Origin of the sequence: Streptomyces sp. OfavH-34-F (genome assembly GCF_022347745.1) — a bacterium.
GTDB lineage: Bacteria > Actinomycetota > Actinomycetes > Streptomycetales > Streptomycetaceae > Streptomyces.
Map to the genome: position 1 here is coordinate 1 of NZ_JAKRGC010000133.1, position 16,702 is coordinate 16,702.

General features: G+C 71.7%; 13 protein-coding genes. 8 read left to right on the top strand and 5 right to left on the bottom strand.

Annotation, left to right across the window (positions count from 1 at the left end):
* Positions 1-178: 178 nt before the first annotated feature.
* Both radA and disA read left to right on the top strand, forming a co-directional pair.
* Positions 179-1,591, top strand: a complete 1,413-nt coding sequence (radA, locus tag MHW47_RS19690) for a DNA repair protein RadA (protein ID WP_239225005.1) — start codon at positions 179-181, stop codon at positions 1,589-1,591.
* Between the two features lie 146 nt (positions 1,592-1,737).
* Entirely contained in the window at positions 1,738-2,862 is a 1,125-nt protein-coding gene (gene disA, locus MHW47_RS19695) for a DNA integrity scanning diadenylate cyclase DisA (RefSeq protein ID WP_111330132.1), read from the top strand.
* A gap of 54 nt (positions 2,863-2,916) precedes the next feature.
* Here the strand turns inward: disA and MHW47_RS19700 are convergent, their stop codons facing one another.
* The gene (locus MHW47_RS19700; RefSeq protein ID WP_239225006.1) at positions 2,917-3,768 is read right to left on the bottom strand and encodes a hypothetical protein; all 852 of its coding nucleotides are present in this window, start codon (positions 3,766-3,768) and stop codon (positions 2,917-2,919) included.
* 252 nt (positions 3,769-4,020) lie between these two features.
* Here MHW47_RS19700 and MHW47_RS19705 point away from each other — a divergent pair, with 252 nt between their 5' ends.
* From MHW47_RS19705 to cseC, 5 genes are all read left to right on the top strand, one after another.
* Positions 4,021-4,923 carry an A/G-specific adenine glycosylase gene (locus tag MHW47_RS19705; RefSeq protein ID WP_239225008.1) on the top strand — a complete coding sequence of 301 codons (903 nt, stop codon included), beginning with the start codon at positions 4,021-4,023 and terminating at the stop codon, positions 4,921-4,923.
* 354 nt (positions 4,924-5,277) lie between these two features.
* Positions 5,278-5,826, top strand: a complete 549-nt coding sequence (locus MHW47_RS19710; protein ID WP_239225010.1) for a SigE family RNA polymerase sigma factor — start codon at positions 5,278-5,280, stop codon at positions 5,824-5,826.
* Complete coding sequence (locus MHW47_RS19715) at positions 5,814-6,542, top strand: hypothetical protein (RefSeq protein WP_239225013.1); 729 nt, start codon at positions 5,814-5,816, stop codon at positions 6,540-6,542. Before MHW47_RS19710 ends, MHW47_RS19715 begins: the two co-directional genes overlap by 13 nt.
* Positions 6,543-6,552: 10 nt before the next feature.
* Positions 6,553-7,254 (top strand): two-component system response regulator CseB, encoded by a 702-nt coding sequence (gene cseB / locus MHW47_RS19720; RefSeq protein WP_239225015.1) that lies wholly within the window; start codon positions 6,553-6,555, stop codon positions 7,252-7,254.
* On the top strand, positions 7,251-8,615 hold the full coding sequence (gene cseC, locus MHW47_RS19725) for a two-component system sensor histidine kinase CseC (protein WP_239225017.1): 1,365 nt from the start codon (positions 7,251-7,253) through the stop codon (positions 8,613-8,615). The genes cseB and cseC overlap by 4 nt, the downstream gene beginning before the upstream one ends.
* A gap of 76 nt (positions 8,616-8,691) precedes the next feature.
* On the opposite strand, the gene MHW47_RS19730 is transcribed toward cseC, so the two are convergent.
* Entirely contained in the window at positions 8,692-10,275 is a 1,584-nt protein-coding gene (locus MHW47_RS19730) for an MDR family MFS transporter (RefSeq protein ID WP_239225018.1), read from the bottom strand.
* Between the two features lie 122 nt (positions 10,276-10,397).
* Between MHW47_RS19730 and MHW47_RS19735 the strand changes: the two genes are divergently transcribed.
* Entirely contained in the window at positions 10,398-10,982 is a 585-nt protein-coding gene (locus tag MHW47_RS19735; protein WP_239225021.1) for a TetR/AcrR family transcriptional regulator, read from the top strand.
* A gap of 24 nt (positions 10,983-11,006) precedes the next feature.
* Here the strand turns inward: MHW47_RS19735 and MHW47_RS19740 are convergent, their stop codons facing one another.
* The 3 genes from MHW47_RS19740 to MHW47_RS19750 all read right to left on the bottom strand — a co-directional run bounded on the left by MHW47_RS19740 (position 11,007) and on the right by MHW47_RS19750 (position 16,108).
* On the bottom strand, positions 11,007-11,735 hold the full coding sequence (locus MHW47_RS19740; RefSeq protein WP_239225024.1) for a M23 family metallopeptidase: 729 nt from the start codon (positions 11,733-11,735) through the stop codon (positions 11,007-11,009).
* 337 nt (positions 11,736-12,072) lie between these two features.
* Positions 12,073-13,290, bottom strand: coding sequence for a PQQ-binding-like beta-propeller repeat protein (locus tag MHW47_RS19745; RefSeq protein ID WP_239225027.1), 1,218 nt, complete (start codon positions 13,288-13,290; stop codon positions 12,073-12,075).
* Between the two features lie 289 nt (positions 13,291-13,579).
* Complete coding sequence (locus MHW47_RS19750; RefSeq protein WP_239225030.1) at positions 13,580-16,108, bottom strand: ATP-dependent Clp protease ATP-binding subunit; 2,529 nt, start codon at positions 16,106-16,108, stop codon at positions 13,580-13,582.
* Between the last annotated feature and the right edge of the window lie 594 nt (positions 16,109-16,702).

Sequence of the window (16,702 nt, forward strand, 5' to 3'; positions counted from 1 at the left end):
ACGGCGTCGGGGCGTATGTCGGGGGCGGGGGTGCTCATGGGCGCTGCTCCTAGCGGGTGGTCAGTCGTCGCACGGGTCGCTGCCGACGACGACGGGCACAACGACGGTGCCCGGTGCGCGCGGTGCCGGAGCGGCTTCGGGGGCGGTGTTGTCGGTGGCCGCCTATACGGTGGGCGCCATGGCTGCCCGTACGAAATCCGCGAAGGACCGGCCGTCCTACCGCTGCACCGAATGCGGCTGGACCACCGCGAAGTGGCTCGGCCGCTGCCCCGAGTGCCAGGCGTGGGGGACGGTCGAGGAGTTCGGCGGCGCCCCCGCCGTGCGGACGACGGCCGCGGGCCGGGTGTCCACCGCCGCGCTGCCCATCGGCCAGGTGGACAGCCGGCAGGCCACCGCCCGGCCGACCGGCGTGGGCGAGCTGGACCGGGTGCTGGGCGGCGGTCTGGTCCCGGGGGCCGTGGTGCTGCTCGCGGGCGAGCCGGGCGTCGGCAAGTCCACGCTGCTGCTGGACGTGGCGGCGAAGGCGGCGAGCGACGAGCACCGCACGCTGTACGTGACCGGCGAGGAGTCCGCCTCGCAGGTCCGGATGCGGGCCGACCGCATCCGGGCGATCGACGACCACCTGTACCTCGCGGCGGAGACCGACCTGTCGGCGGTGCTCGCCCACCTCGACGCGGTGAAGCCGTCGCTGCTGATCCTGGACTCGGTGCAGACCGTGGCCTCCCCGGAGATCGAGGGCGCGCCGGGCGGGATGGCGCAGGTCCGCGAGGTGGCGGGGGCGCTGATCCGGGCCTCCAAGGAGCGCGGTATGTCCACGCTGCTGGTCGGCCACGTCACCAAGGAGGGCGCGATCGCCGGGCCCCGGCTCCTGGAGCACCTGGTGGACGTGGTGCTCTCGTTCGAGGGCGACCGCCATGCCCGGCTGCGCCTGGTGCGCGGCGTGAAGAACCGGTACGGGGCGACGGACGAGGTCGGCTGCTTCGAGCTGCACGACGAGGGCATCACGGGTCTCGCCGATCCGTCGGGCCTGTTCCTGACCCGGCGGGACGAGCCGGTGCCGGGGACCTGCCTGACCGTGACGCTGGAGGGCAAGCGGCCGCTGGTCGCGGAGGTGCAGGCGCTGACGGTGGACTCCCAGATCCCCTCCCCCCGGCGCACCACGTCGGGCCTGGAGACCTCGCGGGTGTCGATGATGCTCGCGGTCCTGGAGCAGCGGGGCCGGATCAGTTCGCTGGGCAAGCGGGACATCTACAGCGCGACGGTGGGCGGGGTGAAGCTGTCCGAGCCGGCCGCGGACCTGGCCATCGCGCTGGCGCTGGCGAGCGCGGCGAGCGACACACCGCTGCCGAAGAACCTGGTCGCGATCGGCGAGGTGGGGCTCGCGGGCGAGGTCAGGCGGGTCACGGGGGTGCAGCGCCGGCTCGCCGAGGCGCACCGCCTGGGCTTCACGCACGCGCTGGTTCCGACCGATCCGGGCAAGGTTCCGGCCGGGATGCGGGTGACGGAAGTGGCCGACATGGGCGACGCGCTCAGGGCGCTCCCGCGCCGCTCCCGCGCACAGGCCCCGCAGGAGGACGGCGTACGCCGGTAGACTTTGCCCTGGTCTCGCCCGTCCGTACGAACGGCACGAGGGACCGGGGGGATGTCCCGGACACTCCTCGGGTCCTTCGATTGGATTCGGCCTGCTCCGTGCGACAGGCCCCCAGGGCACCCCAAACCTGTGACCGGAGGAGTGCAGTGGCAGCCAGCGACCGGGCAGCATCGCCCGGAAAGTCCGGCCAAACCACGGGCAACGAAGCGCTGATGCGCGCCTCGTTGAGCGCCGTCGCGCCCGGAATGGCCCTGCGGGACGGCCTGGAGCGCATTCTCCGCGGCAACACCGGCGGGCTGATCGTGCTCGGCATGGACAAGACCGTCGAGTCGATGTGCACCGGCGGCTTCGTGCTGGACGTGGAGTTCACCGCGACCCGGCTGCGCGAGCTGGCCAAGCTGGACGGGGCGCTGATCCTCGACAAGGACATGACGAAGATCCTGCGGGCCGGCGTGCAGCTGGTCCCGGACGCGTCGATTCCCACCGAGGAGACCGGCACCCGGCACCGCACGGCGGACCGGGTCTCCAAGCAGTGCAACTTCCCGGTGGTCTCGGTCTCCCAGTCGATGCGGCTGATCGCGCTGTACGTGAACGGGGAGCGCCGGGTCCTGGAGGAGTCGGCGGCGATCCTGTCCCGCGCCAACCAGGCCCTGGCCACGCTGGAGCGGTACAAGCTGCGGCTGGACGAGGTCGCCGGGACGCTCTCCGCACTGGAGATCGAGGACCTGGTGACCGTCCGGGACGTGACGGCGGTCGCCCAGCGCCTGGAGATGGTCCGGCGGATCGCGACGGAGATCGCGGAGTACGTGGTGGAGCTGGGCACCGACGGCCGGCTGCTGTCGCTCCAGCTGGACGAGCTGATCGCGGGCGTGGAGCCGGAGCGCGAGCTGGTCGTGCGCGACTACGTGCCGGAGCCGACCGCGAAGCGTTCGCGCACGGTGGCGGAGGCGCTGACCGAGCTGGACTCGCTGAGCCACACGGAGCTGCTCGAACTCGCGGTCGTGGCGCGCGCGCTGGGGTACAGCGGCTCGCCGGAGACGCTGGACTCGGCGGTCTCGCCGCGCGGGTTCCGGCTGCTGGCGAAGGTGCCGCGGCTGCCCGGCGCGATCATCGACCGGCTCGTGGAGCACTTCGGCGGGCTCCAGAAGCTGCTCGCGGCGAGCGTGGACGACCTCCAGACGGTGGACGGGGTCGGCGAGGCGCGGGCGCGCAGTGTGCGCGAGGGCCTGTCCCGCCTCGCGGAGTCGTCGATCCTCGAACGGTACGTGTAGGCCCCGGGGCCCACGCGGGGCCGCGGGGTCCGGCGCGCGGCCCCGGGCCTGCGCTCAGTCCTTCGCGAGGACGAACGACGCGCGTTCCACCGACTCGCCCGGCGCCTTGACCTCCACGAGGTACGTGCCCGGCGCGGCCTTCCCCGGCGGCGGCGTCGCGCACTTGGGGGCGCTCCTGACCCGGTCCCACTCCACGGTGTGCACGACGGTCGTCCCGGCCGGCACCTCCAGGAGCACGGCGGCGGCCTTGCGCGGGCAGTCCTCGGACGACCAGATCTCCTCGTCGTCCTCCCCGGCCTCGGTGACGGTGAGCACCGCGTTCTTCGGGCCGAAGTCGGCCTTGCAGGCGGTGGACGAGGTGTTCGTGACGTACAGCCGGAACTCCGGCTTCTCGTCGGGGGCGTAGCGGAGTTCGGTCTTGAGGGCGAGCTTGATCGAGCCCGGCGCGCAGTCGGGGAGCGAGGAGCCGGCCGGCACCGGACGGGCGGCCGCCACGCCGTTGCCCGTGCCCGACCCCGATCCCGTGGCGGAGTCGGAGCCCGAACCGGCGTCCTGGCCACCGCCGTTGGAGTCGGTCGCACCCGAGCCGCCGTCCGTACCGGCGGAGCCGCCGTCCGAACCGCCCTGCCCGCCACCGCCGCTTGAGCCGGAGCCGTTCGACTCGCCGCGTCCGCCGGGCTGTTCGGTGATCGCGGGGCCGGACCCGGAGGGCCCTGGGGTGATCGAGCCGGCGGGGCCGGAGCCGGGCGCCTTGGCGTCGTCCTGGGGTTTCCCCTTGCCGCCACCGGAGGTGACGGCCCATGCGATCAACAGCGCGACCAGGACGACCAGGGCCGCCGCGACCGCCCTCCGTCGCCAGTAGATGCTGGAGGGGAGCGGACCGATCGGATTGCGCAGAGATCCCACGGCCCAAACTGTACGAGAGATCCGGACCAACTCCCGCCCCACCCGCCGCGTTGACCCACAAGATTTGCGGATCATCATTCCGCGAGGGCCAGTTCGAGCGCCGGGAGGACGTGAAACGCCTCTGTGTGATGAATCGTTTACTCACGGTCGGCGGTCTCCGGGCGCCGAAAAAAGGGCCATCGGCCAGTTGCCGCAACGGCTCGCGGGGCGTGAACCCGGATACCGGAACGCCATGTCAGGATCGAAGGTGCGATGACTGCCACGACTGCGACCCAGACGACCCCCGCCTCCCTCCACGCCCCCGTCATCGGGTGGTTCGACCAGCACGCCCGCGATCTTCCCTGGCGCCGCCCCGAGGCGGGCGCCTGGGGTGTGATGGTGAGCGAGTTCATGCTGCAGCAGACCCCCGTCAACCGCGTCCTGCCCGTGTACGAGCAGTGGCTGGCCCGCTGGCCGCGCCCCGCCGACCTGGCCGCCGAGCCGCCCGGCGAGGCGGTCCGCGCCTGGGGCCGGCTCGGCTACCCGCGCCGCGCCCTGCGGCTGCACGGGGCCGCCCAGGCGATAACGGAACGCCACGGCGGTGACGTACCGAGCGAGCACGCCCAGCTGCTCGCCCTGCCCGGCATCGGCGAGTACACGGCGGCGGCCGTGGCCTCGTTCGCGTACCGGCAGCGCCACGCCGTCCTCGACACCAACGTCCGCCGCGTCTTCGCCCGGGCCGCGACCGGCATCCAGTACCCGCCGAACGCGACCACCGCCGCCGAACGCAGGCTGGCCCGCGAGCTGCTGCCCGAGGACGACGAGCGGGCGGCGCGGTGGGCGGCGGCCACGATGGAGCTGGGCGCCCTCGTCTGCACCGCGAAGAACGAGGACTGCTCTCGCTGCCCCATCGCCGACCGGTGCGCCTGGCGGCTCGCCGGGAAGCCCGCGCACCAGGGGCCGCCGCGCCGGGGCCAGACCTACGCCGGCACCGACCGCCAGGTGCGCGGCCGGCTGCTGGCCGTCCTGCGGGACTCGGTCGGCCCGGTCCCCCAGGCCGCGCTCGACGCGGTGTGGGAGGAGCCGGTGCAGCGGGCCCGCGCGCTGGACGGGCTGGTCGCCGACGGCCTGGTCGAGCCGCTGGCCGGCGGCCGCTACCGGCTCCCGCTGACCTGACGGACGCGGCGGGCACGGCCCGGCGCGCCCGGCTTCGTCACAGGCCGGCAACCGGTCCCGCCCGGCTTCGTCACAGCCCTGGAACGGGCCCGCCCGCCCCGCGATCATGACGGGGCGGGCGGGCCCGTTCCGGTGTCCGGGGCGGGGCCGGCGTCGGTGCGTCCGGCCGGCCTTCCTCCCGCGCTGTTACACAACCGATGGACAGCCGTGCGTCCGCCTACGGCTGCTCCGCACAGCCTCGTGACAACAGCTCCGTAGCGTCACCGACGTCGGTCCGCACGACCAGCGGACGACAGCGGAACAAGCGGTACGACGAGCGGTACTACGGGGTTATCGGGGATGGAGGCGGTTGTGATGGCGCAGAGCGAGGTGCTCGGCTTCGAGGAGTACGTACGGACCCGGCAGGAGGCGCTGCTGCGCAGCGCGCGCCGGCTCGTCCCGGACCCGGTGGACGCCCAGGACCTGCTCCAGACCGCGCTGGCCCGCACCTACGGCCGCTGGGACCGCATCGAGGACAAGTCGCTGGCCGACGCCTACCTGCGCCGCGTCATGATCAACACGCGCACCGAGTGGTGGCGGGCCCGCAAGCTCGACGAGGTCCCCACCGAGCAGCTCCCCGACGCCAGCATCGAGGACGGCACCGAGCAGCGCGCCGACCGCGCCCTGCTGATGGACATCCTGGGCGTGCTGGCGCCCAAGCAGCGCAGTGTCGTCGTGCTGCGACACTGGGAGCAGATGAGCACGGAGGAGACGGCGGCTGCGCTCGGCATGTCCGCCGGTACGGTGAAGAGCACGCTGCACCGTGCGCTGGCGCGGCTGCGCCAGGAGCTGGAGAACAGGGAAGCGGCGAGCCGGGAGACCCGGCTCGCCGAGGAGCGGGGGCGGGAGCGGTGCGCGGCCTGACAGGCAGCGGTGACGACGGCACGGTCACCGGCAGAACCGGTGGGGGAACGACCGGCGGCGGGCCGGCGCGCCGGCTGACCCGCTGGGCGGCGAGCAGTGCGGCACTGACCGGGCTCGCCGTCTTCGGGCTGTGCGCCGTCAGCTGCTCCACCGGCGGCACGGGCACGCGGGACGAGGGCCCGGCGGGCACCGACCCGGTCGCCCGGGTCACCCCCAGCACGACGGCCACCGTCACGGCGCGGCCCGCGCCCCGGGTGGACGCGGTGGCGCTGCTCAAGGCCGACCCGAAGGTGAGCGGCCGGGTCCGGATGGACCTGAAGCCGTGCACCGGTGACGAGTACCCGGTGGACACCTCGTACGGGAAGCTGACCGGCGGGCCGTCCCCCGACGTCGTGGTGAACGTGATGACCTGCGGCGACTCCATCGGGGTCGGCACCTACGTCTACCGGCCGGGCGCCGACGGCGCGTACCACAACGTGTTCGCGGTCGAGCAGCCCGCCGTCTACGGCACCATCGACCGGGGGGACCTGGTCGTGACGATCCAGATGTACGAGCAGAAGGACCAGGTCGCCTATCCCTCGGGCGAGGAAGTGATCACGTACCACTGGTCCGGCGGCCGGTTCGGCGAGGAGGACCGGGTGCTGAACGACTTCAACCGAGCCGTGGGCACGGGCGACGAGGCCCTCCCCGAGCCCACGGAACCGCCGAGGAACTGAGAGCTTTCCGATGGCCGAGACCCATGTGCTGTTCGTCGAGGACGACGACGTCATCCGCGAGGCCACCCAGCTCGCCCTGGAACGGGTCGGCTTCGCCGTCACCGCGGTACCGGACGGGCTGACCGGCCTGGAGGCCTTCCGGGCCGACCGGCCCGACATCGCCCTGCTCGACGTGATGGTCCCCGGCCTGGACGGGGTGAGCCTGTGCCGCCGCATCCGGGACGAGTCGACGGTCCCCGTGATCATGCTGTCGGCGCGGGCCGACTCCATCGACGTGGTCCTCGGCCTGGAGGCCGGCGCCGACGACTACGTCACCAAGCCGTTCGACGGGGCCGTCCTGGTGGCCCGGATCAGGGCCGTGCTGCGCCGCTTCGGCCACGCCTCCGGCGACGCGTCCGGCGGCGGGCCGGAGCCGGCGACCGAGGGCGGGCTGCTGGTCTTCGGGGACCTGGAGGTCGACACCGAGGGCATGGAGGTGCGCAGGGGCGGTACGCACGTGGCGCTGACCCCCACCGAGATGCGGCTGCTCCTGGAGTTCTCCTCGGCGCCCGGCACGGTGCTCTCCCGCGACAAGCTCCTGGAGCGGGTCTGGGACTACGGCTGGGGCGGGGACACCCGGGTGGTGGACGTCCACGTGCAGCGGCTGCGGACGAAGATCGGCCAGGACCGCATCGAGACGGTCCGCGGCTTCGGCTACAAGCTCCGCGCATGAGGCGGCCCTCCCTGCGGACCGGGGTCCGCTGGAAGATCAGCATCGCGATCGCGGCGGTCGGGGCGCTGATCGCGGTCGCCCTCAGCCTGGTGGTGCACAACGCGGCCCGGGTCTCGATGCTGGAGAACGCCCGCGAGGTGCAGCTGGAGCGGCTGACGTACGCGCAGCTGCTCTACGAGGCGCGGGGCGCGAAGAAGGCCGATCCCCGGTTCGGGGCGAAGCTGAACGATCCGACGATGCCGCAGAGCCTGCGCGAGGAGACCCGGCGCAACCGCCGCGCCACCCACGTGGACGACTCCGGTGACGTGCCCGACGTCTGGGCGGCGGTGCCGGTGGGCAACGGGAACGTGCTGTCGCTGCACACCCGGTTCGCGGACCGCTCGCTCACGATCATGGGCGATCTGGACCGGGCGCTGCTCATCGGTTCGGTCTCGGTGGTCCTGGGCGGTTCGGCGCTGGGCGTGCTGATCGGCGGCCAGCTCTCGCGCCGGCTGCGGAAGGCGGCGACGGCGGCCGGGAAGGTGGCCCAGGGCAACACGGACGTCCGGGTCAGGGACGCGGTCGGCGGGGTCGTCCGGGACGAGACGGACGAGCTGGCCGGTGCGGTGGACGCGCTGACCGACGCGCTGAACGAGCGGATCGAGGCGGAGCGCCGGGTCACGGCGGACATCGCGCACGAGCTGCGGACGCCGGTGACCGGGCTGCTGACGGCGGCCGAGCTGCTGCCGCCGGGCCGGCCGACGGAGCTGGTGCGGGACCGGGCGCAGGCGATGCGCACGCTGGTCGAGGACGTGCTGGAGGTGGCCCGGCTCGACAGCGCGTCGGAGCGGGCCGAGCTGCAGGAGATCGCACTCGGCGAGTTCGTCAGCCGCCGGGTGGCGCTGCTGGACCCGGAGGTGCGGGTGCGGGTGGTGCACGAGTCGTGGGTCAACACCGATCCGCGCCGCCTGGAACGCATCCTGGGCAACCTGCTGGGCAACGCCGCGAAGCACGGCTCGACCCCGGTGGAGGTCACGGTCGAGGGCCGGGTGGTCCGGGTCCGCGACCACGGGCCCGGGTTCCCGGCGGCGCTGCTGCGGGAGGGGCCGAGCCGGTTCCGTACCGGGGCGACCGACCGGGCGGGCCACGGGCACGGTCTCGGGCTGACCATCGCGGCCGGGCAGGCGCGGGTGCTGGGGGCCAGGCTGACCTTCCGCAACGCGGCTCCGGAGGGCGCGGCGGCGGGCGACGGCGGGGCGGTCGCGGTGCTGTGGCTGCCCGAGCACGCGCCCACGGACACGGGCAGCTATCCGATGCTCCAGTTCGCGGAGCAGCGTTCCCCGGAGGCGGAGGACGGTACGCGGGCGAAGCGCGGGGGCTGACGGGGATGTGTCAGACACCCCCTAGGGCGAGGGCCCCCGGGGCGGGCGTCCCGGGGGCCCTCGTGCGCGCGGTGGCTCAGACCTCGGCGACCGGCGGGGCGGCCTTGGCCTCGGGGCCGGCGCCGCGCAGCGGGACCTCCTTGACGAACAGGGAGGCGGCAATCGCGATCAGGCCGGCCCCGGCGGCGACCAGGAACGCGATGTGGGTGCCGGAGGACACGGCGAACTCGTACGCCTCGCGGGCCCGGGCCGGCAGCTGGGCGAGGCCGGCGGCGTCCAGCTGGGCGGAGTGCGCGGTGGCCGCGCCGCCGCCGCGGGCGGCCATCTCGTCCTGGACCCGGCCGGTGAACAGCGCGCCCATGATGGCGACGCCGAACGAGCTGCCGAGGGTGCGGAAGAGGGTGGTGGAGGACGAGGCGACGCCCATGTCCTTCATCTCGACGCTGTTCTGCGCGACGAGCATGGTGATCTGCATCAGGAAGCCCATGCCGGCGCCGAGCACCGCCATGTAGACGCCGGAGGTCAGCCGGGTCGTGCCGGTGTCCATCTGCGCGAGCAGGAACAGGCCGGCGACCATGAGGATCGAGCCCACGATCGGGAAGACCTTGTACCGGCCGGTGCTGGTGGTGACCCGGCCCGCGACGAGCGAGACGAGCATCATGGCGAGCAGCATCGGCAGGAGCAGCAGCCCGGAGTTGGTCGCGGAGGCGCCCTGCACGGACTGCTGGTAGAGCGGCAGGAAGAGCACCGCGCCGAACATCACGAACCCGGCCATGAAGCCGACCACGGACATGAGCGTGAAGTTGCGGTTGCGGAAGATGTGGAGCGGGATGATCGGCTCGGCGGCCCGGGTCTCGACGAAGAGGAAGCCGGCCAGCGCGGCGACGCCGATCGCGATCAGTTCCATGATGACCGCGGAGTCCCAGGCGTACTCGGAACCGCCCCAGGTGGTGACCAGGACGATGGCGGTGATCCCGACGGTGAGCAGCGCGGCGCCGAGGTAGTCGACCTTCCGGGCGGTGCGCTCGCGGGCGGGGAGGTGGAGCACGGTGGTGATCATGACGAGGGCGACGGCGCCCAGCGGCAGGTTGATGTAGAAGCTCCAGCGCCAGCCGAGGTGGTCGGTGAGGGTGCCGCCGACCAGCGGTCCGCCGATCATGGCGACGGCCATCACGCCGGCCATCATGCCCTGGTACTTGCCGCGCTCGCGGGGCGGCACGAGGTCGCCGATGATCGCCATGACGCCGACCATCAGGCCGCCGGCGCCGAGTCCCTGGACGGCCCGGAAGCCGATGAGCTGGCCCATGTCCTGGGCCATGCCGCTGAGCACCGAGCCGATCAGGAAGATCACGATGGACGTGAGGAAGATGCCCTTGCGTCCGTACATGTCGCCGAGCTTGCCCCAGATCGGGGTGGAGGCGGCGGTGGCCAGGGTGTAGGAGGTGACGACCCAGGAGAGGTGTTCGAGGCCGCCGAGGTCTCCGACGATGGTCGGCATCGCGGTGCCGACGATCAGGTTGTCCAGCATCGCCAGCAGCATGGCGATCATCAGGGCCAGGATCACCACCCGGACGCTGCGCTCCGGCGGCCCCTGGGGTTCCGCCGGGACGGCCGGTGGGCCGTCCGTCTTCCCGTCGGCCGTCTTGATGAGATCCGCCATCGTCCCCAACTCCCCGATCATGCCGCTCGCCGAACCCTTACTTGCCGCCCGGCTAGTTATTACACTGAGGGAAGGTAGACCCGTAACTAGCCGGGCGTCAAGTAAGTTTTTGGGAGAGCACCATGGGCAGCACGCCGCAGCCGCGCCGGGGCAACACGCGCCAGCGCATTCAGGACGTCGCCCTGGAACTCTTCGCCGAGCAGGGCTACGAGAAGACCTCGCTCCGGGAGATCGCCGAGCAGCTGGACGTCACCAAGGCGGCGCTCTACTACCACTTCAAGACGAAGGAAGACATCCTCGTCAGCATCTTCGAGGACCTGAACCGGCCGGTGGAGGAGCTGCTCGCCTGGGGCGAGCGGCAGCCGCGCACCCTGGAGACGAAGAAGGAGATCCTGCGCCGCTACAGCGCGGCGCTGGCCCAGGCGGCCCCGCTCTTCCGCTTCATGCAGGAGAACCAGGCGACGGTACGGGACCTGAGCATCGGCGAGACGATCAAGCACCGGGTCCTGGGCCTGGTGGACCTGATCAAGGACCCGGGCGCACCCCTCACCGACCAGGTGCGGTGCTTCAGCGCGCTGTTCACGATGCACGCCGGGATGCTCGCCCTGCAGGACGCCGAAGGCGACCCCGAGGAGAAGCGGAAGGCCGCTCTCGAGGTCGCCATCGAGCTGGTGGTCCGGGCCCATGACCCGGAGGCCCCCCTCTGACCGGGGGGCGGCGTCAGGGCCGGATCAGACCGTGATGCCGTGCTTGTGCAGGAAGTTGACCGGGTTGACCGCCGAACCGTAGTTCGCGGTGGTCCGGATCTCGAAGTGCAGGTGCGGGCCGCTGGAGTTGCCGGTGTTGCCGGACAGGGCGATCTTCTGGCCCTTCTTCACGTGCTGGCCGATGTGCACGTCGATCTTGGACAGGTGCGCGTACTGCGAGTACGTGCCGTTGCCGTGCGAGATCACGACGGCGTTGCCGTACGCCGGGCCGTCGCCGCCGCCGTTCGGGCCGGCCTTGACGACGGTGCCGCTGTGGGCGGCCCCGACCTTGGTGCCGATCGGCACCGCGAAGTCCTGGCCGGAGTGCTTGTGCGCCCAGCGGCTGCCGTCGTTCCCGTAGCTCGCGCTCAGCTCGTAGTGCTTGACCGGGGACTTCCAGGGAAGCTTCGCGGCGGCCTTCTTCTTCGCGGCAGCCTTCTTCTTGGCGACCGCGGCCTTCTTCTTGGCCTCCTCCGCCTTCTTGGCGGCGGTGTGCTCGGCGGCCTTGCCCTGCGCGGCGGCCTGCTTGGCGACCGAGTCGGCGGTGGCCGAGCTGACCAGGACCGGGGCCTGGGGGGCGTCCGCATGGCCGGCCGCGAACGCAGCGCCCGCACCGAGAACCATCGACGTCCCCAGGCCGGCCGCCACCACGGCGCCACGCACACGGGACACGGACGGGCGGCGGCGGGGCTGGAACGTAACGCGCTTCGACATAAGCGGAAATCCTCCGGAGATGACTGGACCCGGCGGTGTGCCGGGCTGGCCATACCTTGGTAACCCGCACCCCCGCCGGTGCTCAAACACCCCATCTACGAACAAAAGCCGTAGCGATCACCGCGGGAATTCCCCGGCCGCGTTACCGGAATCACGCTCTTCGGCGCCGGTCGTCCCGGATGCCAAGGGCCCGAAGGCCGGAGGGCCGGCAGCCCCCCGACGCATCGGGCCCGTTTCTCCTACGGCGGCTAGTAGGCCCCCAACGGCCTGTGCGCCTTGTCACCGGCGGTGGGACCGAAGGCCGTCCGTTTCGGGACCTTCGACCCGGTGCCGGGCACTACCCCACGGGCAGCGCGGTCACCTTCTTCGCGTGCAGCCCGACCACGGTCCGGCCGCCCGCCGCCAGATACCAGCGGTCGATGTCGCCGGAGCCGTCGTTGTACGTCCACAGCACCTTGCCGTCGGCCGGGTCGAAGGCGTGGACGCCGCCGTTCTTGTCGAACTGGGTGGCCCCGTAGAGGACGTCGCCCACCTTGGCGAACTGCCAGGGGGCGGCCACGTCCAGGCTTCCCTTGTTGTGCCAGTGGCGCTTCCCGGTCGCCGGATCGGCCGCCCACAGGCCGTGGGCGGTGTCGGAGACGTACAGGACGCCGTCCAGCACGGCCGGGTCGTTGAACCGGCTGTACTTCTCGGTGGCGAACGACCAGCGCTCCGTGCCCGTCTCCAGGTCGAAGGCGCGCAGCCGCTCGCCGATCGCCACGATGACCAGGCCCTCGTGGACCGCGAAGCCCCGGTTGCTGGTGCGGCCGACCTTCTTCGTCCACACCTGGTGGCCGGTCGCGGTGTCCCGGACCGTGAGGTTCTCGCGGAAGTCGGTGTAGACGAGGCGCTTGCCGACGGCCTGCGCGGTGACGCCGTACTGGTCGGTGCCGTGGTCGCGCTGCTCGCGCCAGACGACCTTGCCGGAGCCGGTGGCGATGGCGGCGATCACGTTGTCCGGGGTCCGGAAGTTCTTGTCCAGGATGCCCGCGATGACGTAGACGTGGTCGGCGTCCGCGGCGATGACCCGCGGCTGCGCGTACTCCTTGTCGCCCAGCCGGCTGCGCCAGGTGTCCTTGCCGGTCCGGGGGTCGAGCCCGATGACGTTGCCGTCGTAGCGGGCGCTGGCCAGGTAGAGGGTGCCGCCGCCGATCAGCATGCTCGCGCCGGGGGTGGTCACCTCCGCGCGGGACCAGATCTCCTTGCCGGTGGCCAGGTCGCGGGCCACCAGCGGGTCGCCGGAGACGAGGACCACGTCGTCCACCACGGCGACGCCGGCTATCCAGGCCAGTCCGTCGAAGGTGGTGGCGTGCTGCCAGGCCGGCTTCGGCTTCCCGCCCGGCGCGGGGGCGTCGCCGCCCGGCTTCCGCGACCCCGAGCCCCCGCCCGGCTCCGATCCGCCGCCCTCGACCGGCTCCTCCACCGGTCCGCAGGCCGCGGTCCCGGCGCCCAGCGCCAGCAGCCCGGCTCCGGCCAGCCCGATCATCCGCCTGCGTGACACTTCGCCTCTGCCCATGGCGTGCCCATCCCCCTTGCCGCTCAACTCTGCAGGTCCTCGTTTGCGAACGAAAAACCTCCCCCGGGCAGAGCGCCCGAGGCGGGGCCAGACTAACGAGCGGATGTGCGCCGACGCGCGTAGCGGACGGCCCCGGAACGCTTCTGTGACGCGGCTGTCACCGTCGCGCATGCGAAAACAAAGAGAGAGCACAGACAGCAAAGAAGCGGCCCCGGGCCGGTCGAAACCGGTCCGGGGCCGCCTCTTCGGACGTTCGGGCCCTACCGCCCCGCGGGGCGGCGGTCGCCGCTCACGCCTCCTTCGTCATGTTCGGGCCGGCGCCGCCTGCCGCCTGCTCGATCGGCGGGACGTCGGGCAGGGCCGACTTCTCCTCGCCTCGGAAGGTGAACTTCTCGTCGTCGCCCTCGCCCTCGCTGCCGACGACCACGATGTGGCCGGGGCGCAGCTCGCCGAAGAGGATCTTCTCGGAGAGGACGTCCTCGATCTCGCGCTGGATCGTCCGGCGCAGCGGCCGGGCGCCCATCACGGGGTCGTAGCCCTTCCTGGCGAGCAGCTTCTTGGCGTCCGTGCTGAGCTCGATGCCCATGTCACGGTCCTTGAGCCGCTCGTCCACCTTCGCGATCATCAGGTCGACGATCTCGATGATGTCTTCCTGGCTGAGCTGGTGGAAGACGACGGTGTCGTCGACACGGTTGAGGAACTCGGGCCGGAAGTGCTGCTTGAGCTCTTCGTTGACCTTGACCTTCATCCGCTCGTAGTTGGTCTTGACGTCGCCCTGGGCGGCGAAGCCCAGGTTGAAGCCCTTGGAGATGTCCCGCGTCCCGAGGTTGGTCGTCATGATGATGACCGTGTTCTTGAAGTCCACGACCCGGCCCTGGGAGTCGGTCAGGCGACCGTCCTCCAGGATCTGGAGCAGGGAGTTGAAGATGTCGGGGTGGGCCTTCTCGACCTCGTCGAACAGGACGACGGAGAACGGCTTGCGGCGCACCTTCTCGGTGAGCTGCCCGCCCTCCTCGTAGCCCACGTAGCCGGGGGGCGAACCGAAGAGACGCGAGACCGTGTGCTTCTCGCTGAACTCCGACATGTCGAGGGAGATCAGCGCGTCCTCGTCGCCGAAGAGGAACTCGGCGAGCGTCTTGGACAGCTCGGTCTTACCGACACCGGACGGGCCGGCGAAGATGAACGAACCACCGGGGCGCTTCGGGTCCTTGAGGCCGGCCCGCGTACGGCGGATGGCCTGCGAGAGCGCCTTGATGGCGTCCTTCTGCCCGATGACGCGCTTGTGGAGCTCGTCCTCCATGCGCAGCAGCCGGGAGGACTCCTCCTCCGTCAGCTTGAAAACCGGGATGCCGGTGGCGGTGGCGAGGACCTCGGCGATCAGCTCGCCGTCGACCTCGGCCACGACGTCCATGTCGCCGGCCTTCCACTCCTTCTCGCGCTTGGCCTTCGCCGCCAGCAGCTGCTTCTCCTTGTCGCGGAGGGAGGCTGCCTTCTCGAAGTCCTGGGAGTCGATGGCCGACTCCTTGTCGCGGCGGACGCCCGCGATCTTCTCGTCGAACTCGCGGAGGTCCGGCGGCGCGGTCATCCGGCGGATGCGCATCCGGGAACCGGCCTCGTCGATCAGGTCGATCGCCTTGTCCGGCAGGAAGCGGTCCGAGATGTAGCGGTCGGCCAGCGTGGCGGCCTGGACCAGCGCCTCGTCCGTGATGGACACGCGGTGGTGGGCCTCGTAGCGGTCGCGCAGACCCTTGAGGATCTCGATGGTGTGCGGCAGCGACGGCTCGGCGACCTGGATGGGCTGGAAGCGGCGCTCCAGCGCGGCGTCCTTCTCCAGGTGCTTGCGGTACTCGTCGAGCGTGGTGGCGCCGATGGTCTGCAGCTCGCCGCGCGCCAGCATCGGCTTGAGGATGCTCGCGGCGTCGATCGCGCCCTCGGCGGCGCCCGCACCCACCAGGGTGTGCAGCTCGTCGATGAACAGGATGATGTCGCCGCGGGTGCGGATCTCCTTGAGGACCTTCTTCAGGCGCTCCTCGAAGTCACCGCGGTAGCGGGAGCCGGCGACCAGCGCGCCGAGGTCCAGGGTGTAGAGGTGCTTGTCCTTGAGGGTCTCGGGCACCTCGCCCTTGACGATGGCCTGCGCCAGGCCTTCGACGACCGCCGTCTTGCCGACGCCGGGCTCGCCGATGAGGACCGGGTTGTTCTTGGTACGGCGGGAGAGCACCTGCATGACCCGCTCGATCTCCTTCTCGCGCCCGATGACCGGGTCGAGCTTGGATTCGCGGGCGGCCTGCGTGAGGTTGCGGCCGAACTGGTCGAGCACCAGCGACGTGGACGGCGTGCCCTCGGCGGGACCGCCGGCGGTGGCCGCCTCCTTGCCGCCGGAGTACCCGGACAGCAGCTGGATGACCTGCTGGCGCACCCGGTTCAGGTCGGCGCCGAGCTTCACGAGGACCTGGGCGGCGACGCCCTCGCCCTCGCGGATCAGGCCGAGCAGGATGTGCTCCGTACCGATGTAGTTGTGGCCGAGCTGGAGGGCCTCGCGGAGCGACAGCTCCAGGACCTTCTTGGCTCGGGGCGTGAAGGGGATGTGGCCGGACGGGGCCTGCTGGCCCTGGCCGATGATCTCCTCCACCTGCTGGCGGACCGCCTCGAGCGAAATCCCGAGGCTCTCCAGGGCCTTAGCGGCGACACCCTCACCCTCGTGGATCAGGCCCAGGAGGATGTGCTCGGTGCCGATGTAGTTGTGGTTGAGCATCCGGGCTTCTTCCTGAGCCAGGACGACAACCCGCCGCGCGCGGTCGGTGAACCTCTCGAACATCGTTAATCGCTCCTCAGAGCGGTCAGGCAGTAAGGGGGCGGTCCCCTCCCTGTCCTTCCGCAGCTTAGTCCCGCAAGCGGGGACCGCTCATTTCAACGGCCGACACTCGGCCCTGCTTCCTGGCGGATACCCGCCCCGAACGCCGACAACTGCTCCAACTCGATGGTGCGAGACGATGTTCCCGCAGGCCAGACAGATACCCGAGTCGCCAGTACGCCGATGGCGAACGTGAGACGTGTATGACGTGCGTGTCGCCCCTCCCCACTAGGGATGTCTTACCCGCAATTACAGACAGTCCATGCGGCGTACGCGGGTTCCCTCCGCTACGGGCGAACATCTTCGTACTCCTGAACGCGCCCGTACGCCCCCAACCCGGACACCCTACGCGGTCGGCCGCGCACGGGGCGTAACTCCGGGGCCGGACCGGGCGTTGTTCCGTCATGGCCCTCACCGTCCCGCCGCCCCGCGCCCCGTCGTCCGCCGAGTCCTGCGGGGAGGCTCCGGGCGGGCCGGGGACCGGCTGGGCCGGGTGGTACGAGCGGGAGCTGGGCTGGGCGGCGGTGGACGGGCCGCCGGTGCGGCTGCCGACCGGGC

Bases quoted from the DNA above. Each gene is read 5' to 3' on its own strand.
- MHW47_RS19710 (WP_239225010.1), top strand. From the start codon at position 5,278: ATGGCGCAGAGCGAGGTGCTCGGCTTCGAGGAGTACGTACGGACCCGG.
- radA (WP_239225005.1), top strand. From the start codon at position 179: ATGGCTGCCCGTACGAAATCCGCGAAGGACCGGCCGTCCTACCGCTGC.
- cseC (WP_239225017.1), top strand. From the start codon at position 7,251: ATGAGGCGGCCCTCCCTGCGGACCGGGGTCCGCTGGAAGATCAGCATC.
- MHW47_RS19750 (WP_239225030.1), bottom strand. From the start codon at position 16,108: ATGTTCGAGAGGTTCACCGACCGCGCGCGGCGGGTTGTCGTCCTGGCT.
- MHW47_RS19740 (WP_239225024.1), bottom strand. From the start codon at position 11,735: ATGTCGAAGCGCGTTACGTTCCAGCCCCGCCGCCGCCCGTCCGTGTCC.
- MHW47_RS19705 (WP_239225008.1), top strand. From the start codon at position 4,021: ATGACTGCCACGACTGCGACCCAGACGACCCCCGCCTCCCTCCACGCC.
- MHW47_RS19735 (WP_239225021.1), top strand. From the start codon at position 10,398: ATGGGCAGCACGCCGCAGCCGCGCCGGGGCAACACGCGCCAGCGCATT.
- cseB (WP_239225015.1), top strand. From the start codon at position 6,553: ATGGCCGAGACCCATGTGCTGTTCGTCGAGGACGACGACGTCATCCGC.
- MHW47_RS19745 (WP_239225027.1), bottom strand. From the start codon at position 13,290: ATGGGCAGAGGCGAAGTGTCACGCAGGCGGATGATCGGGCTGGCCGGA.
- MHW47_RS19730 (WP_239225018.1), bottom strand. From the start codon at position 10,275: ATGGCGGATCTCATCAAGACGGCCGACGGGAAGACGGACGGCCCACCG.